At 73.1% G+C, this 20,824-nt stretch carries 15 protein-coding genes; 3 read left to right on the plus strand and 12 right to left on the minus strand.

What is annotated here, in order from left to right:
- Positions 1-846: 846 nt before the first annotated feature.
- Positions 847-1,884, minus strand: a complete 1,038-nt coding sequence (locus tag ACWD5D_RS04710; RefSeq protein ID WP_451371324.1) for a rod shape-determining protein — start codon at positions 1,882-1,884, stop codon at positions 847-849.
- Between the two features lie 317 nt (positions 1,885-2,201).
- Positions 2,202-2,648, minus strand: coding sequence for a CU044_2847 family protein (locus tag ACWD5D_RS04715; protein WP_451371325.1), 447 nt, complete (start codon positions 2,646-2,648; stop codon positions 2,202-2,204).
- A gap of 240 nt (positions 2,649-2,888) precedes the next feature.
- Here ACWD5D_RS04715 and ACWD5D_RS04720 point away from each other — a divergent pair, with 240 nt between their 5' ends.
- Positions 2,889-6,509 carry a S8 family serine peptidase gene (locus ACWD5D_RS04720; RefSeq protein WP_451371326.1) on the plus strand — a complete coding sequence of 1,207 codons (3,621 nt, stop codon included), beginning with the start codon at positions 2,889-2,891 and terminating at the stop codon, positions 6,507-6,509.
- A 32-nt stretch (positions 6,510-6,541) separates the two neighbouring features.
- On the opposite strand, the gene ACWD5D_RS04725 is transcribed toward ACWD5D_RS04720, so the two are convergent.
- From ACWD5D_RS04725 to ACWD5D_RS04745, 5 genes are all read right to left on the minus strand, one after another.
- Entirely contained in the window at positions 6,542-7,894 is a 1,353-nt protein-coding gene (locus ACWD5D_RS04725) for a carboxyl transferase domain-containing protein (RefSeq protein WP_451371327.1), read from the minus strand.
- Positions 7,887-9,374 (minus strand): acyl-CoA synthetase, encoded by a 1,488-nt coding sequence (locus ACWD5D_RS04730; protein WP_451371328.1) that lies wholly within the window; start codon positions 9,372-9,374, stop codon positions 7,887-7,889. The genes ACWD5D_RS04725 and ACWD5D_RS04730 overlap by 8 nt, the downstream gene beginning before the upstream one ends.
- 56 nt (positions 9,375-9,430) lie before the next feature.
- Positions 9,431-10,030 (minus strand): O-methyltransferase, encoded by a 600-nt coding sequence (locus ACWD5D_RS04735; RefSeq protein WP_451371329.1) that lies wholly within the window; start codon positions 10,028-10,030, stop codon positions 9,431-9,433.
- Positions 10,031-10,099: 69 nt separating this feature from the next.
- The gene (locus tag ACWD5D_RS04740) at positions 10,100-10,738 is read right to left on the minus strand and encodes a LysE family translocator (RefSeq protein WP_451371330.1); all 639 of its coding nucleotides are present in this window, start codon (positions 10,736-10,738) and stop codon (positions 10,100-10,102) included.
- 138 nt (positions 10,739-10,876) lie between these two features.
- Positions 10,877-11,968 (minus strand): MerR family transcriptional regulator, encoded by a 1,092-nt coding sequence (locus ACWD5D_RS04745; protein ID WP_451371331.1) that lies wholly within the window; start codon positions 11,966-11,968, stop codon positions 10,877-10,879.
- 138 nt (positions 11,969-12,106) lie between these two features.
- On the opposite strand from ACWD5D_RS04745, the gene ACWD5D_RS04750 reads away from it, so the two are divergent.
- Positions 12,107-12,985: an ATP-grasp domain-containing protein gene (locus tag ACWD5D_RS04750; RefSeq protein ID WP_451371332.1), complete on the plus strand. Its 879-nt coding sequence runs from the start codon at positions 12,107-12,109 to the stop codon at positions 12,983-12,985.
- Positions 12,986-12,995: 10 nt separating this feature from the next.
- On the opposite strand, the gene ACWD5D_RS04755 is transcribed toward ACWD5D_RS04750, so the two are convergent.
- Positions 12,996-13,907, minus strand: coding sequence for a LysR family transcriptional regulator (locus ACWD5D_RS04755; protein WP_451371333.1), 912 nt, complete (start codon positions 13,905-13,907; stop codon positions 12,996-12,998).
- Positions 13,908-14,003: 96 nt separating this feature from the next.
- On the opposite strand from ACWD5D_RS04755, the gene ACWD5D_RS04760 reads away from it, so the two are divergent.
- A complete protein-coding gene (locus tag ACWD5D_RS04760) occupies positions 14,004-14,834 on the plus strand; it encodes an oxidoreductase (protein WP_451371334.1) in 831 nt (276 codons plus the stop codon).
- Position 14,835: 1 nt separating this feature from the next.
- Here the strand turns inward: ACWD5D_RS04760 and ACWD5D_RS04765 are convergent, their stop codons facing one another.
- The 4 genes from ACWD5D_RS04765 to ACWD5D_RS04780 all read right to left on the minus strand — a co-directional run bounded on the left by ACWD5D_RS04765 (position 14,836) and on the right by ACWD5D_RS04780 (position 20,534).
- The gene (locus ACWD5D_RS04765) at positions 14,836-15,393 is read right to left on the minus strand and encodes a hypothetical protein (RefSeq protein WP_451371335.1); all 558 of its coding nucleotides are present in this window, start codon (positions 15,391-15,393) and stop codon (positions 14,836-14,838) included.
- A 151-nt stretch (positions 15,394-15,544) separates the two neighbouring features.
- Positions 15,545-16,813: an MAB_1171c family putative transporter gene (locus ACWD5D_RS04770; protein WP_451371336.1), complete on the minus strand. Its 1,269-nt coding sequence runs from the start codon at positions 16,811-16,813 to the stop codon at positions 15,545-15,547.
- Complete coding sequence (locus tag ACWD5D_RS04775; protein WP_451371337.1) at positions 16,810-17,418, minus strand: toxin-antitoxin system, toxin component family protein; 609 nt, start codon at positions 17,416-17,418, stop codon at positions 16,810-16,812. Before ACWD5D_RS04775 ends, ACWD5D_RS04770 begins: the two co-directional genes overlap by 4 nt.
- Before the next feature lie 134 nt (positions 17,419-17,552).
- Positions 17,553-20,534, minus strand: a complete 2,982-nt coding sequence (locus tag ACWD5D_RS04780; protein ID WP_451371338.1) for a glycoside hydrolase family 35 protein — start codon at positions 20,532-20,534, stop codon at positions 17,553-17,555.
- Positions 20,535-20,824: the final 290 nt, after the last annotated feature.

The following is a 20,824-nucleotide window of genomic DNA, read 5'->3' on the forward strand; positions in this document are numbered from 1 at the left end:
TGACCATCCAGGATGCCGAAGGGCTTGCCGCCGCCGAACTCGTCAGCGCTGTCCGGCCCGGAGACCGCTGCCCTCCAGTTCGTGGGTCGCGGCGTGATGTTTCCTGTCCCCGGCAGGCAACCCTGATGCGAAGGCCCTTGGATTCGCTCGGGCTCGCGGCGGGAGCGGCGGCGGTCGTCGCAGGCTTCCACGTGGCCGACGGCGGAGCTTCTTCCGGCGACGGGGTGACCGTCCAAAGGGCGAGAAAGACGATGCCGGACCTTGAGAATCGCTGGACTCCGCAGCGCATGCGGGCAGCGGCCCCGGAGCGATCGTGACGTCCTGACAGAAGCCGGAGAGCGGCTTCGTCGGGGTGTTCCGCCGGGACAACAGCGGGTTCTCGCGGTCGCCGTGGTCGCTGCCCGGCCCGGATGTCCTCTCTTCAACCGTCGGCCGAAACGGAAGAGTTGGTCCGGTTCTGGCTTGGACATGCTGTGTCCGGGGCACGGTCCTCCTACCGGCGTCCACTGCCGGACGGTGCCGGCAGGAGGAGGGCGTCATGGACCGTCGGATCCGAGTGCGTGTCAGTCGTCGGCCCCAGGCCCCGCGCGGGCAGGAGATCGACCGCAGGACGCCTTCGGGGCGCATCCTGCCGTACTGATCGGCGGGCGCGCCCGCGGGCCTCGACGCGTGCGCACCTGCGGGCCCCGATTCAGCTGTGTGAGCGCCAGGACGCGTGTATGCCGCCGTCCCGTCGGCATCCTCGGTGCGCGGGCTCGGGCGGCGAGGAGACGGACGGGGACGGCGGCACGTGCGGTGGCGGATCCAGGGCGCCGGATCTTCGGGTACCGCCCTGGCCGGGGCGGTTCAGGCGGCCAGCGGGTCCAGGACCAGCGGCTCGATCCTGCCCTCCATCATCGCACCGAGGCCCTGCGCGGCACAGATGTCGGGCCGCTCGGCGATGTGCACCGGCATCCCGGTGGCCTGCCGCAGCATCTGGTCGAACCCCGGCAGCAGCGCGGAGCCGCCCACCATCACGATCCCGCGGTCGGCGAGGTCGGCCACCAGGTCGGGCGGGCAGGCGCGCAGCACCGTGCCGATGGCGTCCAGGACGCCGGTCAGCGGGGTCTGGATGGCGTCGCGCATCGCGGCGGTGTCGACCCGTACGCTGCGTGCGAGGCCGGTGGCGACGTCCCGCCCGTGGATCTCGGTGGAGGTCGGGCCCTGCGAGGTGAGCCCGGTGTCGGACAGGGCGATCTGCAACGGCCGTACGGACTGCAGAGGCAGCATGAGTTCGTGCGCGTGCCGCAGATGCTGCACGATCGCGTTGTCCACGGCCTCCCCGCCGACAGGGATCCGCTCGGCCGTCACGATGGACCCGAGGGAGAGCACGGCGACCTGCGTGGCCGCCGCCCCGCACACCATGATCATGGTGGCCTCGGGCTGCTCCACGGGCAGCCCGCAGCCCACGGCGGCCGCGATCAGCGTGTCCACCAGCTCCACACGCCGGGCACCCAGCCCGACCAGCGTCTCGATCGTCGCCCGCTGGGCCAGCGGATCGGCGTCGTGCGGGGTGCAGGCGGCCGCGCGCAGCCGGGGCTTGCGGCGCAGGGCACGGCGCGTCTTGTCGCCGATCAGGTGCCGCAGCATGCGTTGGGCCATCTCGATGTCGACGACCGTGCCGCCGGACACGGGCCGTACGACCCTGATGTAACTCGGCGTCCGTCCCGTCATCTGCTCCGCGAGGTCACCGACCGCGATCAGCGCACCCGTACGGGTGTTGATGGCCGCGGCCGAGGGCTGGTCGACGACGAGACCGGCGCCCTTCACGTACACCCGCGTGCGGGCCGCACCCAGGTCGACGGCGAAGTGGCAGCGGCGCAACTGCTCCAGCCTGACGGTCACGGCGATCCTCCCGGGTAGGCGGGCCCTGAACGGCCGCCGGATCGGCAGGCCCACTGGCATCCTGCGCGGGATGCGGGGGTGGGTGCCTTCTGGAGGGGGCCGGGCGGGGTGCCGCTGAATGGGGGGTTTCGGCGTGTCGCTGCCGGGGATCGGGCGTGTCTCCTGATCAGAGGGATCGTGCGGCGTGCGGGAGGGAGCGGAGGCCGCCGGAGACCACGACGAACGTATGGAACGAGTTCAGCTTCTCGGTGCCTTGGATGTGCAGGTACCTGATGCTGGCCGACACCGCCGCGGCCCGCTCGGGGCGGGCGCGCGGATCACGAGACGGTCGTCGGGCCCGGCACCCGCGGTGCGGAGGCCGCGGGGCCGGGCGACGGCGGAGTGCCGGGTCCGGGTGAGGTGGTCGCCGACGCGTCGGTGCGGGCGGTCGCGTCCTGTGCCGGACGTTGGGACGTCCATGCCAGCCGGACCACCAGCTGTCCCTCGCCCGCGCCCTTGGCGATGATCGCGCCGGCCTCGGCGGTCAGCTTCACGCCGAACTCCAGCTCCACGGAGTCGGGGCGCAGGGTGCCGTCCCGGAAGACGCGCAGGGCGGAGAGGGTGGCCGCGCGCACTCCGTCCAGGGTCGCCTCGAAGGTGCGGGCGACCTGGGCCGCGGGGCCGCCCTGGGCGTTGGAGACCAGCCGGGTTCCGCCCGTGGCGTCCGTGGCCTCCACCGTGACGACGGCACCGTCCTCCGTGGTGAACTCCATCAGCTTGTTCATGGCGACGTCCGCCCCCCGTCCGCGTGTTTCCTTGCCAACTCCATTGTTGCCGACGGGGACTTGGGATGTCTCCGATTCGTCCCGGGGGCGGCGGGCCTCGGTTCGGGGCGCGGCCCGCTGGCGGGAACACGCCAGTACGACTTTCCGCCACCGACGGTCGGCCGCCGTGCACCACGAGGCACATGACACTCGTCCCAGCACTCGACGCACCCGACGCACTCGACACGAGAAGAGGCGTGGATGACCAGAGGACCAGTCGGACGCGGAGCGGCACTGCTGTCGGCGGGGCTCGTGATCGCCCTGTCGCCGTCGGCACCGTCCCTCGCGCAGGAGGCCGTCAACCCGGCCCCGCGCAGCCCGGACGCCGCCACCACCGTCACCCTCGTCACCGGCGACAAGGTGACCGTCACCGACCTGGGGCAGGGGCGGAAGACGGCCACCGTGCAGCGGCCCCGGGGGGCCACCGGTGCCGTACGGACCCAGACGCAGAACGGCGACATCACCGTCGTACCGGACGAGGCGCTGCCCTATCTGAAGGCCGGCACCCTGGACCGGCGGCTGTTCGACGTGAGCGGGCTGATCCGGCAGGGGCTCACGGATGCCAAGGCGGACGCGTTGCCGCTGATCGTCACCTACGGCAAGTCCCGCTCCGCCGCCGCCCCGGCCGGCACCGAGCGGACCCGGAACCTGCCGAGCCTGCGCGGGGCGGCCGTCGACGCCCACCGGGGCCGCACCTTCTGGAAGGCCTTCACGCGCGGCGACAGCGTCGGCAAGGTCTGGCTCGACGGTCGGGTGAAGGCCGACATGGCCGACAGCAACGCCCAGATCGGGACGCCGTCGGCCTGGGAGTCCGGGCTCACCGGCAAGGGCGTCACCGTCGCCGTCCTCGACACGGGCGCCGACCTGAGCCACCCGGACCTCGCGAACCGGGTGAGCACCACCAAGAGCTTCATCGAGGGGCAGGAGGTCGCCGACCGCAACGGGCACGGCACCCACACCCTCTCCACCGTCGGCGGCAGCGGCGCCGCATCCGACGGCAAGGAGAAGGGCGTCGCGCCCGACGCCACCCTCGCGGTCGGCAAGGTGCTCAGCGACCAGGGCTCGGGCAGCGAGTCCCAGATCATCGCCGGCATGGAGTGGGCGGCCCGGGACGTGCACGCCAAGGTCGTCTCCATGAGCCTCGGCTCGACCGAGGCCAGCGACGGCACGGACCCGATGGCCCAGGCGGTGAACAGCCTCTCCGACGAGACCGGCACCCTCTTCGTCATCGCCGCCGGCAACACCGGCTCCCCGTCCTCCATCGGCTCGCCGGGCGCCGCCGACGCGGCCCTCACCGTCGGCGCGGTCGACTCCGCCGACCAGGCCGCCTACTTCACCAGCCGCGGCCCCCGCTACGGCGACAACGCCCTCAAGCCGGACATCTCGGCGCCCGGCGTGGGCATCCTCGCCGCCCGCTCCCAACTGGTCTCCGGCAGCGGCTACTACACGACCCTGAGCGGTACCTCCATGGCGACCCCGCACGTCGCCGGCGCCGCCGCCCTGCTCGCCCAGGAACACCCCGACTGGACCGGCGCGCAGCTGAAGGACGCCCTGATGTCCAGCTCCAGGCAGCTCGACGCGTCCCCCTACGACCTGGGCGCCGGCCGCCTCAGCGTCGCGGGCGCCGTGAAGGCGGACATCACCGCCACCGGCAGCGCCGACCTCGGCTTCTACAGCTGGCCGTACGACGGGAACAAGCCCGTCACCCGGACGGTCACCTACCGCAACTCCTCCGACCAGGACGTGCGGCTGAACCTCTCCGCGCAGGGCGCCCCGGACGGCGTCGCCACCCTGGCCGACTCCTCCCTCACCGTCCCCGCGCACGGCACCGCCTCCACCACCGTCACCGGTGACGGTTCCAAGGCGCCGGTCGGGCAGACCAGCGGGCAGATCGTGGCCACCGGCGCGGACGGCACCGAGCTCGCGCACACCGCGTTCGGGATGGTCAAGGAGGAGGAGCGGTACACGCTCACCGTCCACGTCAAGGACCGCGACGGCTCGCCCACCTCGGCCTACCTCGGCGTGCAGACCCTCGCCGCGAAGGTGGACGCGTTCCCCGCACAGGTCGGTGACTCCGGCACCCTGAAGCTGCGGCTGAAGCCGGGCACCTACAGCCTGACCTCCTACCTTGACGTGCACGGCAGCCACGGCGCCGACTCGCTCGGCCTCGGCTTCCTCTCCGACCCCGAGATCAAGCTCGACCAGGACCGCGAAGTCACCCTGGACGGGCGGACGTTGCGCGAGATCAAGGCGGACGTCGACCGGCGCACCGAGACCCAGCAGCTGATCATGGAGGACGTCCGCAACGCGAACGGCTCCGACCTCTTCGACGCGGTCCAGGTGCCCCTGACCTACGACAGCGTCTTCGCCGCGCCCACCAAGAAGGTCACCCAGGGCAGCTTCGAGTACCGGACCGTGTGGCGGCTCGGCAAGCCCCTGCTGGAGGTCAAGGGAGTCACCGACGCGACCGTCCAGGTGGGCGGCACCCTCATCGAGGGACGGACCCGGCTGCCGCTGGTCGACGTCGGTGACGGGCCCGTCACCGGGGTGTCCGGCAAGGCGGTGCTCGCGCGGCTCGCCCCCGACGCCGACCCCGTCGCCCTCGCCCAGGCCGCCCAGGACGCGGGCGCCGAGGCCCTGTTCGTGACCGACGACGAGCCGGGCCGGCTGATGCGCTGGTGGGGCGCCGACGACGGCTCCGACCGGCCCCTGCAGATCGCCACGGTCGACGCGGCGGACGCGGCGCGGCTGCGGGCGGCGGGCACGGTCGACATGACCGGCACCCGCAACTCGCCCTACGTGTACGACCTGGCGCAGAGCCACCGGGGCGCGGTCCCGGACCGTGACCTCACCTACGCGCCCACCGAGGGCCAACTCGCCGCGGTGAAAGTCAGGTTCCACGCGGCCGAGCCGGTGAGCGGCGGCGAGTTCCGCTACGCGCTCTCCGACACCTTCAAGATCGGCCTCGGCTTCCAGCAGCGCGTCGACTTCCCCGCCGAGCGCACCGACTACGTCTCCACCGGCGCCGGCCAGCTCTGGCACGAGTCCGTCACCGCCCACGACGGAGCCCTCGAGGAGCGCGGCGGTCTGGTGCGCTACGAGGGCGGGACGAGCCCGCGGCTGAACTGGTTCCGCCCGGTGTGGCACCCGTATCTGGGCACCGGGCTCGCCTGGGGACAGCAGCGCGCCGGGAACCAGATCCAGCTGAACACCCCGGGCTGGGGCGACTCCGGACCCGACCACACCGGCTTCGGCGACGCGTACAGCCCGGACAGCGGGATGACCCAGAAGTCCGGCGTCTACCTGGACGGCACCCTGGTCGACCGGGTGCGCACCGGCTCCGCCTCCTACGTGTGGACCGCGCCCGCCGACGAGCACACCTACAAGGTGGTCACCGACACCGCGCTGGACGCCGGTACGTGGCAGCCCGCCTCGAAGGGCCACAGCGAGTGGACCTTCCGGTCGGCGGCCACCCCGCAGGACCGCTGGACCTACCTGCCGCTGATCAACCTCTCCTACGACATCGACACCGACCTCGCCGGGAAGGTGGCCGCAGGCAAGCGGATCCCCGTCGGCCTCGGCGCCGAGTACGTGGCGAAGGCGTCCGGCACCGGGACCCTCGGCGGCGGGAAGCTGGAGGTGTCCTACGACGAGGGCAAGACCTGGCAGGCGGTGGCCCTCACCGCCGGCCGCGGCGCCTCCTGGAGCGGCACCCTGACCGTGCCGGGCGACGCCACGTCCGTCTCCCTGCGGGCCTCGGCCCAGGACGACGAGGGCGGCTCGGTGAAGCAGGAGATCATCCGGGCGGTGGCGGTGAAGTGACCGCCGGGATCAGGTAGTTCAGGAGCGGTGATTCAGGAGTGAGAGTGGTCCGGGGCGTCGACGATGCCCCGGACCACCCCCAGTTCCAGCAGGTCCTGCGGGCGGATGCGCAGCTGTCCCGCGGTCGTCTCGGCCTCCTCCGGCGGGCGTTTGAGGATCGCCGCCGCGAGTTCCGGGGCGATCACCGAGAAGTAACTGTCCGGCGTGGCCCAGGTGTTGCCGGGCGCGGCCAGTGCCAGCGCCCCGCCCGAGCCGCCCTCGCCGATCACGAGTGTGGTGACCGGCACCCGGGCCGAGGCCACCTCCCCGAACAGCTCGGCGATCGCGGCCCCGGCCCCCTGCCGCTCGGCCTCGGCGTCGTTGGCCGCGCCCGGTGTGTCCACCAGCGTCAGCACCGGGATGTCGAGCCGGCCCGCGAGCCGGATCAGCCGGGCCGCGGTGCGGTACCCGGCCGGCCGGGTCGCCGCCCCGGTCTGCGCCGCGTACGCGACGGTACGGCCGTCCCGCTCGCCGAACCCGCACAGCATGCCGTCGGGGTCCGTGCCGCCGCAGCGGTCGCCGCCGATGGCGACCCGGTGGGTGAAGTAGGCGTCCAGGTAGGCCTGGGCGCGGGGGCGTTCGGGGGAGCGGGCGCGGCGGACGGCCTCCCAGCCGGTGGCGGGGAGATCCGGGGCGCCGAGGGCACGCGGCGCCGGGGCCTCCCGCGCCGGGGTGGTGAGCAGCCGCAGCCAGCGGCCCAGCGTCTCCCGCAGCTCCTGCGGGCGTACGACCGCGTCCGCCGAGCCCGCCGCCACCTGCGCCTCCGCCGTGTAGGCGGCCGGGTCCGCGTCCGGTGGCCGGACCCGGGAGCCCGCGAAGCCCACCTGGACGCCCGGGAGGGCCAGGATCACATCGGCGCCGGCGCCCAGGGTGGCCCAGCCGCCGCCGGTCGTGGGGTCCCGCAGGACCGCGATCTGCGGCAGGCCCGCATCCCGGGTGAGCGCCGACTCGCGGGCCACCCGCTGGAGCTGGGTCAGGGCGAGCATGCCCTCCTGCATCCGGCTGCCTCCGGTGGCGACCAGCGGGACGACCGGGAGCCGGTGGGCACGGGCGTGGTGGTAGGCCGCCTCTGTCCGGTCACCGGTGCGCTCGCCCAGGGAACCGCCGAGGTAGCCGAACTCGAACGCGATCAGTACGGCACGGGTGCCCTCGACGTTCGCGGTGCCGCAGACGACGGACTCCTCCTCGCCGGTGCGCTCGGCGGCGCGGGCGCGCGAGGCGTCGTACCCCTCCCAGCCGAGCGGGCCGTCCGTCCGCGGCTTCCTTATCAGGTCGGGGAGTTCGGCGAAGGTCCCCTCGTCCGCGACCAGGGCGAGGACCTGGCGGGCCGACAGCCGCTCAGGCATCGGCCACCAGCGCCCTCTTCATGATCTTACCCATGTCGTTGCGGGGGAGCGCGTCCAGGTACCGGACGACGCGGGGCCGCTTGTGCGGTGCCAGTCGCCGGGCCACGTGATCGGCCAACTTCTCGGCGGCGGGCGGTGCTTGAGCGTCCGCGGGGACGATCCAGGCCACGATGCGCTCACCCAGGTCCGCGTCCGGCTCCCCGGTGACCGCCGCCTCCCGCACCCCGGGATGCTCCAGCAGCGCGTTCTCGATCTCGCCGGCCCCGATCTTGTAACCCCCGCTCTTGATCAGGTCGGTGGCCTTGCGCCCGACGATCCGCACGTATCCGTCGGACTCGCGCACCGCCATGTCACCGGTGCGGAACCAGCCGTCGGCGGTGAAGGCGGCGGCGGTCGCGTCGGGCCGGTTCAGGTACTCGGTGAACAGGTTCGGGCCGCGCACCTGGATCTCGCCGACACTCTCCCCGTCGTACGCGGCGATCTCCGTGCCGTCCTCCTCGACCAGCCGCAGCTCCACGCCCGGCAGCGGCACGCCGACGGTGCCCGCGCGGGCCTCCCCGTCGGCCCGCACGCTGGTGTTCATCAGGGTCTCCGTCATGCCGTACCGCTCGATCACCCGCCGGCCGGTGGCCGCGGCGATCCGCTCGTGGTCGTGCACGGGCAGCGCGGCCGAGCCGGAGACCAGCAGCCGGGCCCCGGCCAGCGCCTTCGCCAGCCCCGGGTCGTCCGGCAGGTCCTCGGCGATGCGGTGGTACATCGTCGGCACCCCGAACAGCATGGTCGCGCCCTCGTTCAGCTCCCGGGCCACCCCCTCGGTGCTGAACCGCCCCAGGTGCCGGACGCTGCCGCCGCGCCGCAGCGGGCCGAGCGTGCCCAGCACGAGCCCGTGCACATGGAACAGCGGCAGCCCGTGCACCAGCACGTCCTGCCCGGTCCACTGCCAGGCGTCGGCCAGCGCGTCCAGGGTCGCGGCGAGGGCCCGGCGCGGGATGACGGCGCCCTTGGGCGGGCCGGTGGTGCCGGAGGTGTAGACGATCAGCGCCGGGTCGCCGTCGGAGACCGGCACCTCCGGGATGCTCGCGGCGGCGGACGCGTCGACGTCCACCCGCTCCAGCCCGCCGAGCGCCGCGGGCAGTTCGGCGCCCGGAGCGGCCAGCACCAGGCCCGGCGCACTGTCGCCGACGATGTGCGCCAGTTCCTTCTCGCCCGACTTCGGGTTCAGCGGCACGGCGGCCGCCCCGGCGAGCAGCACCCCCGTCACCGCGACGGCGGTCTCCAGCTCCGGGGTCGCCCACACGGCCACCCGGCCGGCGCCCCGCACCCGGGCGGCGACCGCGCCCGCGGCCGCCGCGAGTCCGCCGTACGTCAGCGACCGTTCGCCGAACCGCAGGGCGACCCTCCCCCGGACTTCGTCCGGGGGGACCCCCATCTCGCTGCGCTCGCCCGGACCGTCCGCCAGGGCGGGAAAGAGGGAGGACACGTGGCGCACTCCTTGAACGTCGGGAGACAGGGCCGTCGGGCGACGACACCCCCTTCCTACACCAGGACCCTCGTCCCCACGACCGTGCTCAGGTCGGGCGCAAGCCGCAGTTCGGCCGCCCGCAGCGCGGGATGCTCCAGCCAGTGCAGCCGAGCGAGATCGGGAACGCCCTCGTGCAGCGGCGGCCAGGTGGTCGCCGGGGTGAAGTCGTCGACGACGACCGTCCCGCCCGGCACCAGCAGCCGCTCGACATCGGCGGCCACGTCCCCGGGCGCCTTCCCCTGCCCGCCGCCGTCGAGCACCAGCAGATCGAACGGCCCGTGCTCCTCGATCAGCCGCCAGTCCCCGCACAGCACGGTGACCTCGGACCGTCCGGCGAAGACCTCGGCGGCTGCCCACTCCGGATCCCGCTCCACGCCGCACACCCGCACCCCCGGCCGCGCCCCCGACACCAGCCAGGCGAGCCCGACCCCGAGCCCGGTACCGGTCTCGCCGATCCGGGCGCGGGCGCCGCCTGCCAGGGCGTGCAGCAGGCGGCCCTGTTCGGGGCGGCAGGAGTATGGGAACCCATGGGCGCGGGCGGCGGTCAGGGCGTTGCGTACGAGGGGCGGGAGGCCGTGCGTGCCGGTGTACGTGTCGGTGCCGTCCGATGCCATGGGCTCACTGGTTCGCTCGCTGGGCCGTAACCAGCGACCCGCGCAACGTTTCGAGTATCCGATGCGTTGTCACGCATCATTCCTGGTGAGAGCCAGACGGACACCGAGGCCGACCATCACGGTCCCGGACGCCGCACCAATCGCGGACAAGCGGCGGGGCGACCCGCGGAACCAGCCACGCGCTGTCCCGGCGAGGAGCCCCCAGGCCGAGTCCGAGACCAGAGCGACAGCGGCGCAGACGATGCCGAGGAGCAGGAGTTGAAGTGTCACGTGCCCTGCCGAGCGGTTGACGAACTGAGGCAGCACGGCCGAGAAGATCAGGAAGCCCTTCGGATTGCTCACTCCGACAACGAAACCCTGCCGGACGATGCGCCACACATTCGTGGGTGGCCGCTGCTGCGCGTCCGTGACGGCCAGCTCCCCGCGGTGCCGCCACGTATGGACGCCGAGATAGACCAGATACAGCGCGCCTGCGAACTTCAGCACGGAGAAGACCACGATCGACCGCGCGACCACGGCTCCCAGCCCAAAGGCCACCAACACGGCCTGGATCAGCACCCCGCCGTTGTTGCCCACCGCCGTGGCCAGCGCAGCCCGACGCCCAAGCGCCACTCCGCGCCCGACCACGAACACAACGCTCGGCCCCGGAACAGCGATCAGCACAGCAACCACGGCGAGGAAAGCCCAGAAGTGCCCGATACCTAACATGCCGTCAGGCTAGGAGCGTGAGTTGGTACGCGGCAACCCCGCGTGGGTCTGGTGATCATTCATGCGGGATGATCCCGCTATGTGTGATGGGAATGGTCTATTCGAGACCGATTCGGTCGAGAAGAAGCGGTCCCAGTCCTAGCCAACAGCTTCGGGCGGGCGGGTGGGCGAGACGACGTCGGCGACGACACAGCTCACGTTGTCCGCTCCGCCTGCAGCGAGGGCCTCGTCCACCAGTGCCCGGACCACGTCCTCGCGCCCGAGCAACTCCTTGATCCGGGTGTCCGGGACAGCAGAGGTCAACCCGTCCGAGCACAGTAGATACCGGTCCCCCTCCCGCGCCTCGTGCAGCCGCAGGTCCGGAACCGGAACCGGGGACATGCCCCCGCCCAGCGCCTTCAGCAGCAGCGCCCGCTGTGGATGGCTCTCGGCCTCCTCCGGAGTCAGTCGCCCCTCGTCGAGCAGGGACTGCACGACGCTGTGGTCGTGGGTGATCCGGAACAGCTCCCCGTCCCGCAGCAGATACGCCCGCGAGTCCCCGATGTGCACGAGTGCCAGCGCTGACCCTGTCCACAGCAGCGCGGTCAGTGTGGTGCCGTTCTCCTCGTCGCCCTCCGCGAGGCCCCGTATCGCCTCGCTCGCGCCCCGCACGGCGTCCTCCAGCAGGTTCAGCACGTTGCCGGCGGCAAGCTCCTCCTCGTCGAGGAACCTCAACGCCTCAACGGCGGCGCTGCTCGCGGGCGCCCCCGCCGGGCCGAAGCCGTCGGCCACGGCGAGCAGCCTGCGGCCCGCGTACACGGTGTCCTGGTTGGCGGGGCGGACGTGCCCACGGTCGGAGTGGGCGGAATAGCGCAGTTCCAGCATGGTGGTGTGGTCCCTTCTTGACTCGGCGTCTCCCGACTGGTCGGCCAGCTGGTCGACGAGGAACGCGGCGAGATCCCGCCGTACGGTCGTCTCCGCCTCGATGCGCGCCCAGTACGCGCGGATCTCCCGCGCGGCACCCGCCGCGTCCAGGGCGCACACCGTGCGGATCTCGGCGAGGGGCATGCCGAGGCGTCGTAGCCAGGCAACGAGCCGGGCCCGCTGGAGCTGCTCGACGGCGTAGTACCGGTAGCCGGTGTCCGGGTCGACCCGCGCGGGCCGCAGCAACTCCAGCTCGTCGTAGAGCCGCAGTGCCTTCGGCGACAGCCGGCTCGCCTTGGCGAAGGCACCGATCGTCAGCAACTCCATGAAGCTCCTCGCGCTCCTCGTCGTCCACCACCGATGCTGGGGCTTCACCAAAGGTGAAGGTCAACGGGGCTGTCCCGGTTCCGTCGGCGGTTGTTAGCCTCGCGAGTGATCGAACCGTCGTATGAGAGGGAGCCCGCCGTGCCCCGTATCGCCCTCGCCACCTACGACCCCGGCACCGAGCCGGGCAAGGACAGCGACCTTCCGGTGCTGGTGCGGGCCCTGCGGGAGGCGGGGGCGGAGGCCGACAGCCGGTACTGGGACGACCCCGATGCCGAGTGGGGTGGGTACGACCTCGTCGTGATCCGCTCTACCTGGGACTACAGTTGGCGCGCCGCGGAGTTCGGGGCGTGGGTGGAGCGGGTCGGCGCGGTGACGCGGCTGGCCAATCCGGCCGCCGTGGTGCGCTGGAGCTCCGACAAGCGCTACCTCGGGGAGCTGGCAGCGGCGGGTGTTCCGACTGTCCCCACCCGGTACATCGCCCCGGGCGAGCCTGCCGACCTGCCTGCCGACCACGAGTACGTGATCAAGCCGACCTCGGGCGCGGGCGCCCGGTTCGCCGCCCGCTACGCGCACGCCGAGCACGAGACGGCCGTACGGCAGCTTGCGCGGATGCACGCCGAGGGCTTCACGGCGATGGTGCAGCCGTATGTGCCCGGCATCGACGTCAGCGGCGAGCGGGCCCTCCAGTTCTTCGGCGGCCGTCTGCTCCACGCCAGCCGCAAGGGCGCCGTCCTCGCGCCCGGCACGCCCTACGACGCCGACAAGGTCGCCCACCCGGACCTTGCGGCCTGGGAGCCGACGGACGCCGAAATCGCCGTGGCCGACAAGGCGTTGGAGGCCGTACCCGGCGGCGCGGACGGGCTGCTGTACGCCCGCGTGGACCTGGTCGACGGGGAGGACGGACAGCCCCGGGTGATGGAGCTGGAGCTGGTGGAGCCCAACCTGTTCCTCTTCCTGCATCCGGCCTCGCTGCCCCGCGTGACGGAGGCGATCCTGGCGGGGGCTGCGGAGGAATAGGCCGTAGGCCCTACCGCGTCTCACTCCCGACCGTGGCCCGGCATGCCTCCGCGTATGCCCGGACCAGGGGACGTCCGGCGTCCTCGCGGCGCCAGGCCAGCGCGTAGCGGCTGGGGGTGATGCCCCGGACCGGGCGGGTGGTGACACCTCCCAGGCTGATCAGCGGGGCGTTGCCCTCGGCGACCAGGCACACCCCGAGGCCCGCGACCAGGGCCTCGTACGTCTCCTCCACCCCGGCGACCTCCGCACCGATGCGCGGCGGCCGGCCGGCGCGGGCGTCCACGGCGAGCCAGTAGTCGCGCAGCGGGCCCGCGCTCGCGGGCAGGGCGAGGAACGGCTCGTCGAGCAGGTCCGCGAAGTCGATCCCGGCTCGGGCGGAGAGCGGATGCGTCTCGGGCAGCGCGACCAGACGGGGTTCCTCGGCGACCACCGTCCAGCCGTAGCGCTCCGGGTCCGGCAGCGGAAGCCAGACGAAGGCGACGTCCGCGCCGCCGTCCGCGAGGCCCGCCGTCGGGTCCTCCCAGCTCACCTGGCGCAGTCGGGCGGTGGCCTGCGGCTGCGCGGCGGTGAAACGGGAGCGGATGGCGGGCAGCAGGCCGCCTCGGCCCGGGCTGGTGCTCATGCCCACCACCAGCGTGCTGCGCTGCCCAGCCTTGGCCGACTCCACCGCGGCCGCGCCCTCCTCCCAAGCGACCAGCACCCGCCGGGCGTGCGGCAGCAGCGCCTCGCCGACGGCCGTCAGCGCCACCCCGTGCCGGTCCCGCAGCAGCAGCTCGGCCCCCAACCGCCGCTCCAGCGCCCGGATCTGCTTGCTCAGCGCGGGCTGTGACACGTACAGCCGCTCGGCCGCGCGCGTGAAGTGCAGCTCCTCGGCGACCGCGACGAAGTAGCGCAGATCCCGGGCATGGACGTCCATGGTCATAACCGATGGCTATCACCATGGGTCTTGGACGGGCAACGGTATTCGGCAGGAGGGTGGTGCGTGTCAGGAAAGAGGCGGGAATTACGGGGAGTTGCGATGAACAAGGTGTGGCTGGTGACCGGTGCGAGCAGTGGCTTCGGCCGGGCGATCACCGAGGCGGCCGTGGCTGCCGGTGACGTGGTGGTCGGCGCGGCCCGCCGTGCCGAGGCCCTGGACGATCTGGTGGCCGCGCATCCCGACCAGGTGGAGGCGCTGCGGCTCGACGTCACCGATCCGGCCGCTGTCGAGGCGGCCGTGCGGGACGTGGTGGCTCGGCACGGGCGGATCGACGTGCTGGTCAACAACGCGGGGCGCACGCACGTCGGCGCCGTCGAGGAGACCACCGACCAGGAGCTGCGGGACCTGTTCGACCTGCACTTCTTCGGCCCGGCGGCCCTGGTGCGGGCGGTGCTGCCGCACATGCGGGAGCGGCGCTCGGGCGCGATCGTGCAGCTGAGCAGCATGGGCGGGCAGATGTCCTTCGCGGGCTTCGGGGCGTACAGCGGGACCAAGTTCGCGCTGGAGGGCCTGTCCGAGGCACTCGCGGACGAGGTCGCCGAATACGACATCAAGGTGCTGATCGTGGAGCCGGGCGGGTTCCGGACCTCGCTGATGGACCCCGCCCGGGCCGGGGCCAGCACGGACACCGGGCTGTACACGAAGGTCGGTGAGACCCGAGGGTTCGTCGAGGGCGGCGACGGCACCCAGCCCGGCGACCCGGTCAAGGCGGCGGCCGTCATCCTGGCCGCGCTGGAGGCGGAGCGCACCCCGCTCAGGCTGCCGCTCGGCGACGACGGGGTGAGCGCCGTCCTGGCTCACCTGGACCAGGTCCGCGAAGACGTCACCGCCTGGGAGAAGAAGTCCAGGGCGACGGCCTTCGACGCGTGAGTCAGCTGCGCAGGGCCGTCCGCTGCAGCAGCCCCCACGTGAACTCGGCGACGACCTCATGGCGTACGCCCTCCCCGTCGGGGGCCGTGAAGGCGAGCCCCCACCGGGTGGGCGCCGTGCCCTCCAGCGGGCGGGCCGGGGCGAAGGCGCGGGCGGCCTCGTCCACCGTGCACGACCACGGGGCGAGGTCGTCCAGGGTGCGCAGAGCCGGGGCCGGGGCGCCCGGCGCCCGTACCAGCCACTCGTTCCACACCGCGCCGTCGGGCGAGACCAGCGCCTCGAAGCGCAGGTCGGGCCAGAGGGGCAGCGCCCACTGCCAGGACTCGCAGTCGACGTCGCCGAGGCGGCGCGGGACGACGGCCTCCGGTGCGCCGAGGACCGAGCGGTAGCGGCCGGCGGCGGACCGGGACCTGGGCGAGCGGACCATGGCCTGCCAGCGCTTGTTCGCCTCCCGCATGTCCGCGAGCGACGCACCCAGCCGGCGCCGGGCGTCCTCGACCAGGTCCGGGTTGTGGTCGGCCATGCGGCGCAGCAGCACCAGTTGGAAGTCGAGTCGCATGGCATCCATGGTGCGCCACGCGCGCATCCGTCACCGCGACCCGACCCGACCCGACCCTGACCCCGGCCCCCGGCCCTGACCCCGGCCCCCGGCCCTGACCCCGGCCCTGACCCCGGCCCCCGACCCTGACCCCGGCTCACTCACGCACGCCTCACTCACGCACGGCGACGCTTTGCGCGGCGCGGGCCCGCAACGCCTCGACGTCAGCGGGATGCCGCAGCGCCCGGGAGATCGGCCCGATGTCCCGGAGCAGGCTCCCGGGGACCGTGCCCGTGCTCGTGCCCGCGCCCACGTGGGTGTCCGTCCCGGGAGTCCGCCGGTCCCGTACCGCCGGCTCCGGGAGCCGGTCCCTGCGCTCGATCGCGTCCAGCACGCTCACCGCTCCCGCCAGCCCCCGCGCCCGGTCGGGTGCGTGGCCGAGGGCGCGGGCGGCGTCGTGGGCGCGGCGGTGCAGGTCCCAGTCGATGTGCCGGGCCAGCGGGAGCAGCAGGTCCCGGACGAAGGTCTCGCGTCGGGTGAGGCGCAGTTCCGGGCCGGCGAGCGGCGCGCGCGGTACCGCGGCCTCGCCGCTCGCGGCGCGCAAGAGGTCGTACAGGGGCCGCAGTTCACGGTAGGTGCGCCGGAGGTGCCAGCGGCCGTGCAGGTACTGGCCGGCGTGCGGCAGGATGAACCCGCCCGCGACCAGGAGCGCGGCCAGCGCGGCGAGCGGCGGTGCGAGATCCGTGCTCAGCCAGTCCAGGTCGCCCCCGGACCAGCGCGCCGCGACGGCGACCAGCTTGGCCGCGATGAAGCCGAGGCTCAGCGCGTACCCGGCACCGATCAGCCGCAGCCCCCACCGCAGCCAGGCGTCCAGGCCCTCGGTGCGTACCCAGTTCCGGATCAGCCCGGACGCGACGGCACAGGCCACGGCGTGCGCGACGAGGTACAGCAGGATCTCCTCGCGCATGAACGGCGTCCCGGCGTAGTACGTGTCGAGGTCGTGCACCCGCTCCACCGGAACGTCGGCGAGCGCGAACAGCACCCACAGGGCGACGATCACCCCGAGGTACACCGACACCACCCGGCGGATCGCGCGGCGGGTGACCGCGGAGCGGTCGGAGGGGCCGTTGCGCCAGGTGATGATCAGCAGCAGGCAGGACCCGCTCATCGCGGTGATGAGCGAATAGCACCAGGGCGCCGCGAAGTTGGGCACTCCGGTCACCCGGTTGACCCGGACGATCATGGACGGCGCGCAGAACACGAACACCGCGCAGGTGACCAGCAGCGTGCCGCCGGCCGCGCGCAGCAGCGGGTCCCGCCACAGCCGGACGATGGAAGGCAGTTTGATCAGCAGGGCGAGGGTGAGGGCCGCGACCGGGATCCAGAAGGAGATGTAGAGCTGGTCGAGGAGGCGCGAGGGGGTGAGCGCCGGCGCGGTCACCGGGCGGCTCCGCCCCGTCCGCGGTAGCCGAGGGAGCGCTGCACCGGGTCGGGCCCGGCATCGGGTGTCCGCCCGGTCAGGTACGGCCGGAACAGCGTGGCGAGCCGGTGCCCGAAGTCGTCCGCCTCGGCCTCCTCGGCGGCCCGGGACCCGTTGCGGGCCGCGACCGTCAGCGCCCGCTCGCGCCAGCGGGGCTCGTCGGCCAGGGCCTGCGCGGCGGCTTCCTTGGCCGGCGAGTGGTGCCGGTGCCCGGCGTGCAGGTGCCACAGCTCATGGCCCAGGATGACCAGTTGCTGCACGGCCTCCGCGCGTTCCTCCACGATCACCAGGTCGAAGTCGTGGAACTCCACCCACAGTCCGGTGACCTCGATCTCGTCCGGGAACCGCTCGAACCGCAGCTCCACGGGACGGCCGCCCCGCCGTGCGCTCATCTCCTCGCACAGTGCCCGGCACAGTTCCCGTACGCCGTCGGGTGGTTGCGGCCGGGCCCGGACGGCGGAGGCGAGGCCGGCGGCCAGGGTGCGCCGGGCCGGGCCCGGACGGGGGCGGCCCAGCCGTGCGGTCAGTCGTGCCGCTCGCTGTCGCACGCCGCCCGCGAATGCCATCGCTCCCCTTTCGCGCCGCCGCCGCGCGGCTCGTCCGAGCGTACGCGCCGGGGTGTGTCCACGTCAGGCGATCGGGCGCCCGTCGTTCAGACCTGAACTGAACCGGAACCAAACCCGAACGAAACCGGACGGGATCAGCGCCCCGGCGATGCCACCGGTGTCACCGGTACCCCTCCGGCGGCCCGGCCCAGCAGGGTCAGGCTCGCCTTCCCCGGCCCGGACAGCGAGGTGAACTCCGAGAGGACCGCAAGCGCGAGGGTGTTGGTGCCCCGGGTGCGCAGGATGCCGTTCGGCAGCACGAAGGTGTGCTGCGGGCCGACGTCGTTGACGTACTGGCCCATGTTCCAGCCGTTGAGGAAGATCTGCGCCCGGTAGGCCCGGTACCGGTGGTCCTCCAGGGTCAGCCCGATCGAGGCGTCGACGTCCTGCGGCACCGACAGCCGGAACGTCGTCCGGTACCAGGTCACACCCTGCCGCCGCTCGGCGCGCGGGAAGGTCACCGCCTGCCAGTCCCGGTCGGCGAAGCCGGGCAGGTGCCAGCCCTCCCGCTCGCCGTACAGGCCGCCGTTGTTCTGCGGCCCGCGCACCGGGTCCGGGGCGGCCTCGCCCTGGATCCGCCAGGTCACCCGGGGCGCCGCGCCCGTCGGGATGCCCTTGAGGACGGCGGCGGTCAGACCGCGCGCCACCTTGTGCGTGTCCTGCGCCTTGCCGTCCATGTCGTGCTGCATGCGCCGGACGAGCACGGACAGCACGTGCCGGCCGGGCCCGCGCAGCCGCTCACGCACCGGGAAGACGGCGGTGGCGTCCCAACTGCCCTTGCGGATGGTGGTGTCCTTGTCCGGCACGGGCATCCGGTGGGTGCCCAGCGGCTCCCCGTCCAGCCACGCCATCAGCAGCCCCTGCGTGCCGGTGCTGTAGGCGAGCGCGACCTCCTCGACGCCGGACGAGTCGCTGAACGTGCCCCGGTACCAGACGTCCCCGTAGTGGAAGCCGTAGTCGTCCGCGAACAGCACCGGCTGACCGTCGGGGACCGCGGTGACGCTGTACGACGACGTCCTGTCCGCGACCTTCCACGACCTGTCGTCGAAGTTCGGTCCCGCCTCCGGGTTCTCCGTGCGCGTCCGCCAGCCGGTCAGCGCCGGCAGCTCCACCTCCGGCACCGGGGGCACCGAACCGGTCGTCATCACGCTGCCGGACAGGGTGATCCGGGTCGGCAGCCGCCGCCCGTTCCACACCAGGCTCGCGATCCCGCGCGGACCCCACACCTCGATGGCGGTCCCCCCGGTGATGTCACCCGTCAGATGCACCTCCGAGCCGCGCACCTCCGCGTGGCGCAGCAGCTGCGGGCCGTACACCAGCAGGGTCCCGGACGCGGTGTCGTACGGGAACATCCGCACCGAGGTGGCGTCGTCCGCGAGGAGCAGCAGCAGCGGGATGTCGCTCCCGCCCTTCGCGACCAGCATCCGGATCAGACCGCCGTGCCCGAGGGGCGCGTTGACGTGCAGTTCGTTGCCGTCGTACGCCCAGGCGCCCTCCGGGTCGAGCCGCTGGACGAGCGGCTCCACGGGACACTCCAGGACCAGGTCCGCCATGTCGTCGCGGCGCCCGGTGAACACGGCGATGTCCTGCCGTCCGGTGTTCAGGCACATCATGGGCTGGGCGGTGGAGTACTTCAGTGTCCGCTTGCCGAGCGAGAGGCCGGTGGTCAGCATGCGGGCGTCGTGCGCGGGCACGGTGACCGGGAGCCTGCCGGCGTCCGTCGGCAGGTCGGTGGTGACCGCCTCCGGGCCGTCGTTGCGGGCCACGTACACATGGGTGCCGGTGTCCGGGTTGGTGAGGTGGTAGACCTTCAGCCCCTCCGCCTTCACCTCCGCCGCCCGGTCCAGCCGGGCGAAGTCCGGCACGCGCTGGAGCAGATGCCCGAGCTGGTGCATCGGGGCGATCTTCTCGGTGACGTTGCGGCCCTCGTCGATCGCCGCCCCGTAGTCGTACGACGTGTAGACGACCGGCGCGGGCAGCCAGCCCCACGACGTCCCGCCGAAGGTCATGTACACGTTGTGCAGGGTGATGCCGTTGGCGAGGTTGGTGAGGTAGAAGCGGCGCTCGTAGGCCGCGTCCCGGGTGCGCCGCGACTCGGCGTACCCCTTGCCGTCGAACCAGGCCCCGCCCCACGGATCGAACCAGCCGCCCCCGAACTCCGGCACGAACCCGGGCGTACGCGGCGAGGCGGTCGCCCCGCCCGTCACGCCTCCGTGCCCGAAGTGCCCCCAGTCCGGCGGGGTCTGGGACGGTGAGGGATACCCGTCGAACCCGTACAGCCAGCCGCCCTTCTCCCCGCCCGTGTCGAAGGAGCCCGGCACCCAGTAGCCGTTGCGCCCCTTGTCGTTGTGGAAGAGGGGAACGTCGATCCCGTCGGACCTGACCTTCTTGTACAGATGGGACATGTAGTCCCGCCCGGTCCCGTCCTTCACGTGGGCGTCGTACTCGTTCTCGATCTGGTAGAGCAGGACGGTGCCCTTGCCCTGCGTGAACAGATGCCGCCGGGCGATCCGGTTCACCTGGGTGAGCCACTCGTCGGCGTGCGACAGATACGTCGGGTCGGTGGTGCGCGCCGTCCCCTTCGTCGCCGTCAGCCAGCCCGGGAAGCCGCCGCCGTCGACCTCGGCGTTGATGTACGGGCCCGGCCGCAGGATCACGTACAGCCCGGTCTCGGCCGCCGTGCGCAGGAACAGGTCGAGGTCCCGGACCCCGGAGAAGTCGTACCGGCCCGGCGCGGGCGAATGGTAGTTCCACGACACGTAGATGCTCACGGCGTTGTACCCGTGCGCCCGCATCTTCTGCAGCACGTCCCGCCACAGGGAGGGGCTCGGCAGCCGGAAGGGGTGCATCTCGCCGGACCACACGACCAGCCGCCGGCCGTCGACCAGCAGCGAGTACGAGTCGTAGCCGATGGTGTGCCGCTTCCCGTCGGCACGCGGCGGGGCGGGCGCGGGACCGGTCGGCACACTGCGCGCCGCGTACGCCGAGGGCGCCCCGGGCCCGCCACTGCCGCCCAGGGCGAAACCGAGCGCGGCCGAGCCGGCCAGGGCACTGAAAGTACGTCTGCTGAGCGCCAAGGTGGACCCTCCCGGGCGATCTTACGGGGGCGCGGTCCGGCCATTCTCCATGCCGGCACGCTCCGCGACGGACCCCAGGGGGCCTCGGCGCGGGAGGATCACGCGGAAGCGGTACCCGAGGCGGCTTCAGTGCCCGGAGGCGTGGACGAGGAAGTCGGTCCAGGCGGCGGGGGAGAGGGCGAGGCTGTACTGGTCGACGTCTTCGCCGACCGCTGGGAGGTACTCGACCGCGACCCACCCGGAAAAACCGTACGGGCCGAGGTCGACCTTCCGCTGTCCCGGCCAGCCCG

The sequence above is a fragment of the Streptomyces sp. NPDC002520 genome (assembly GCF_053595235.1).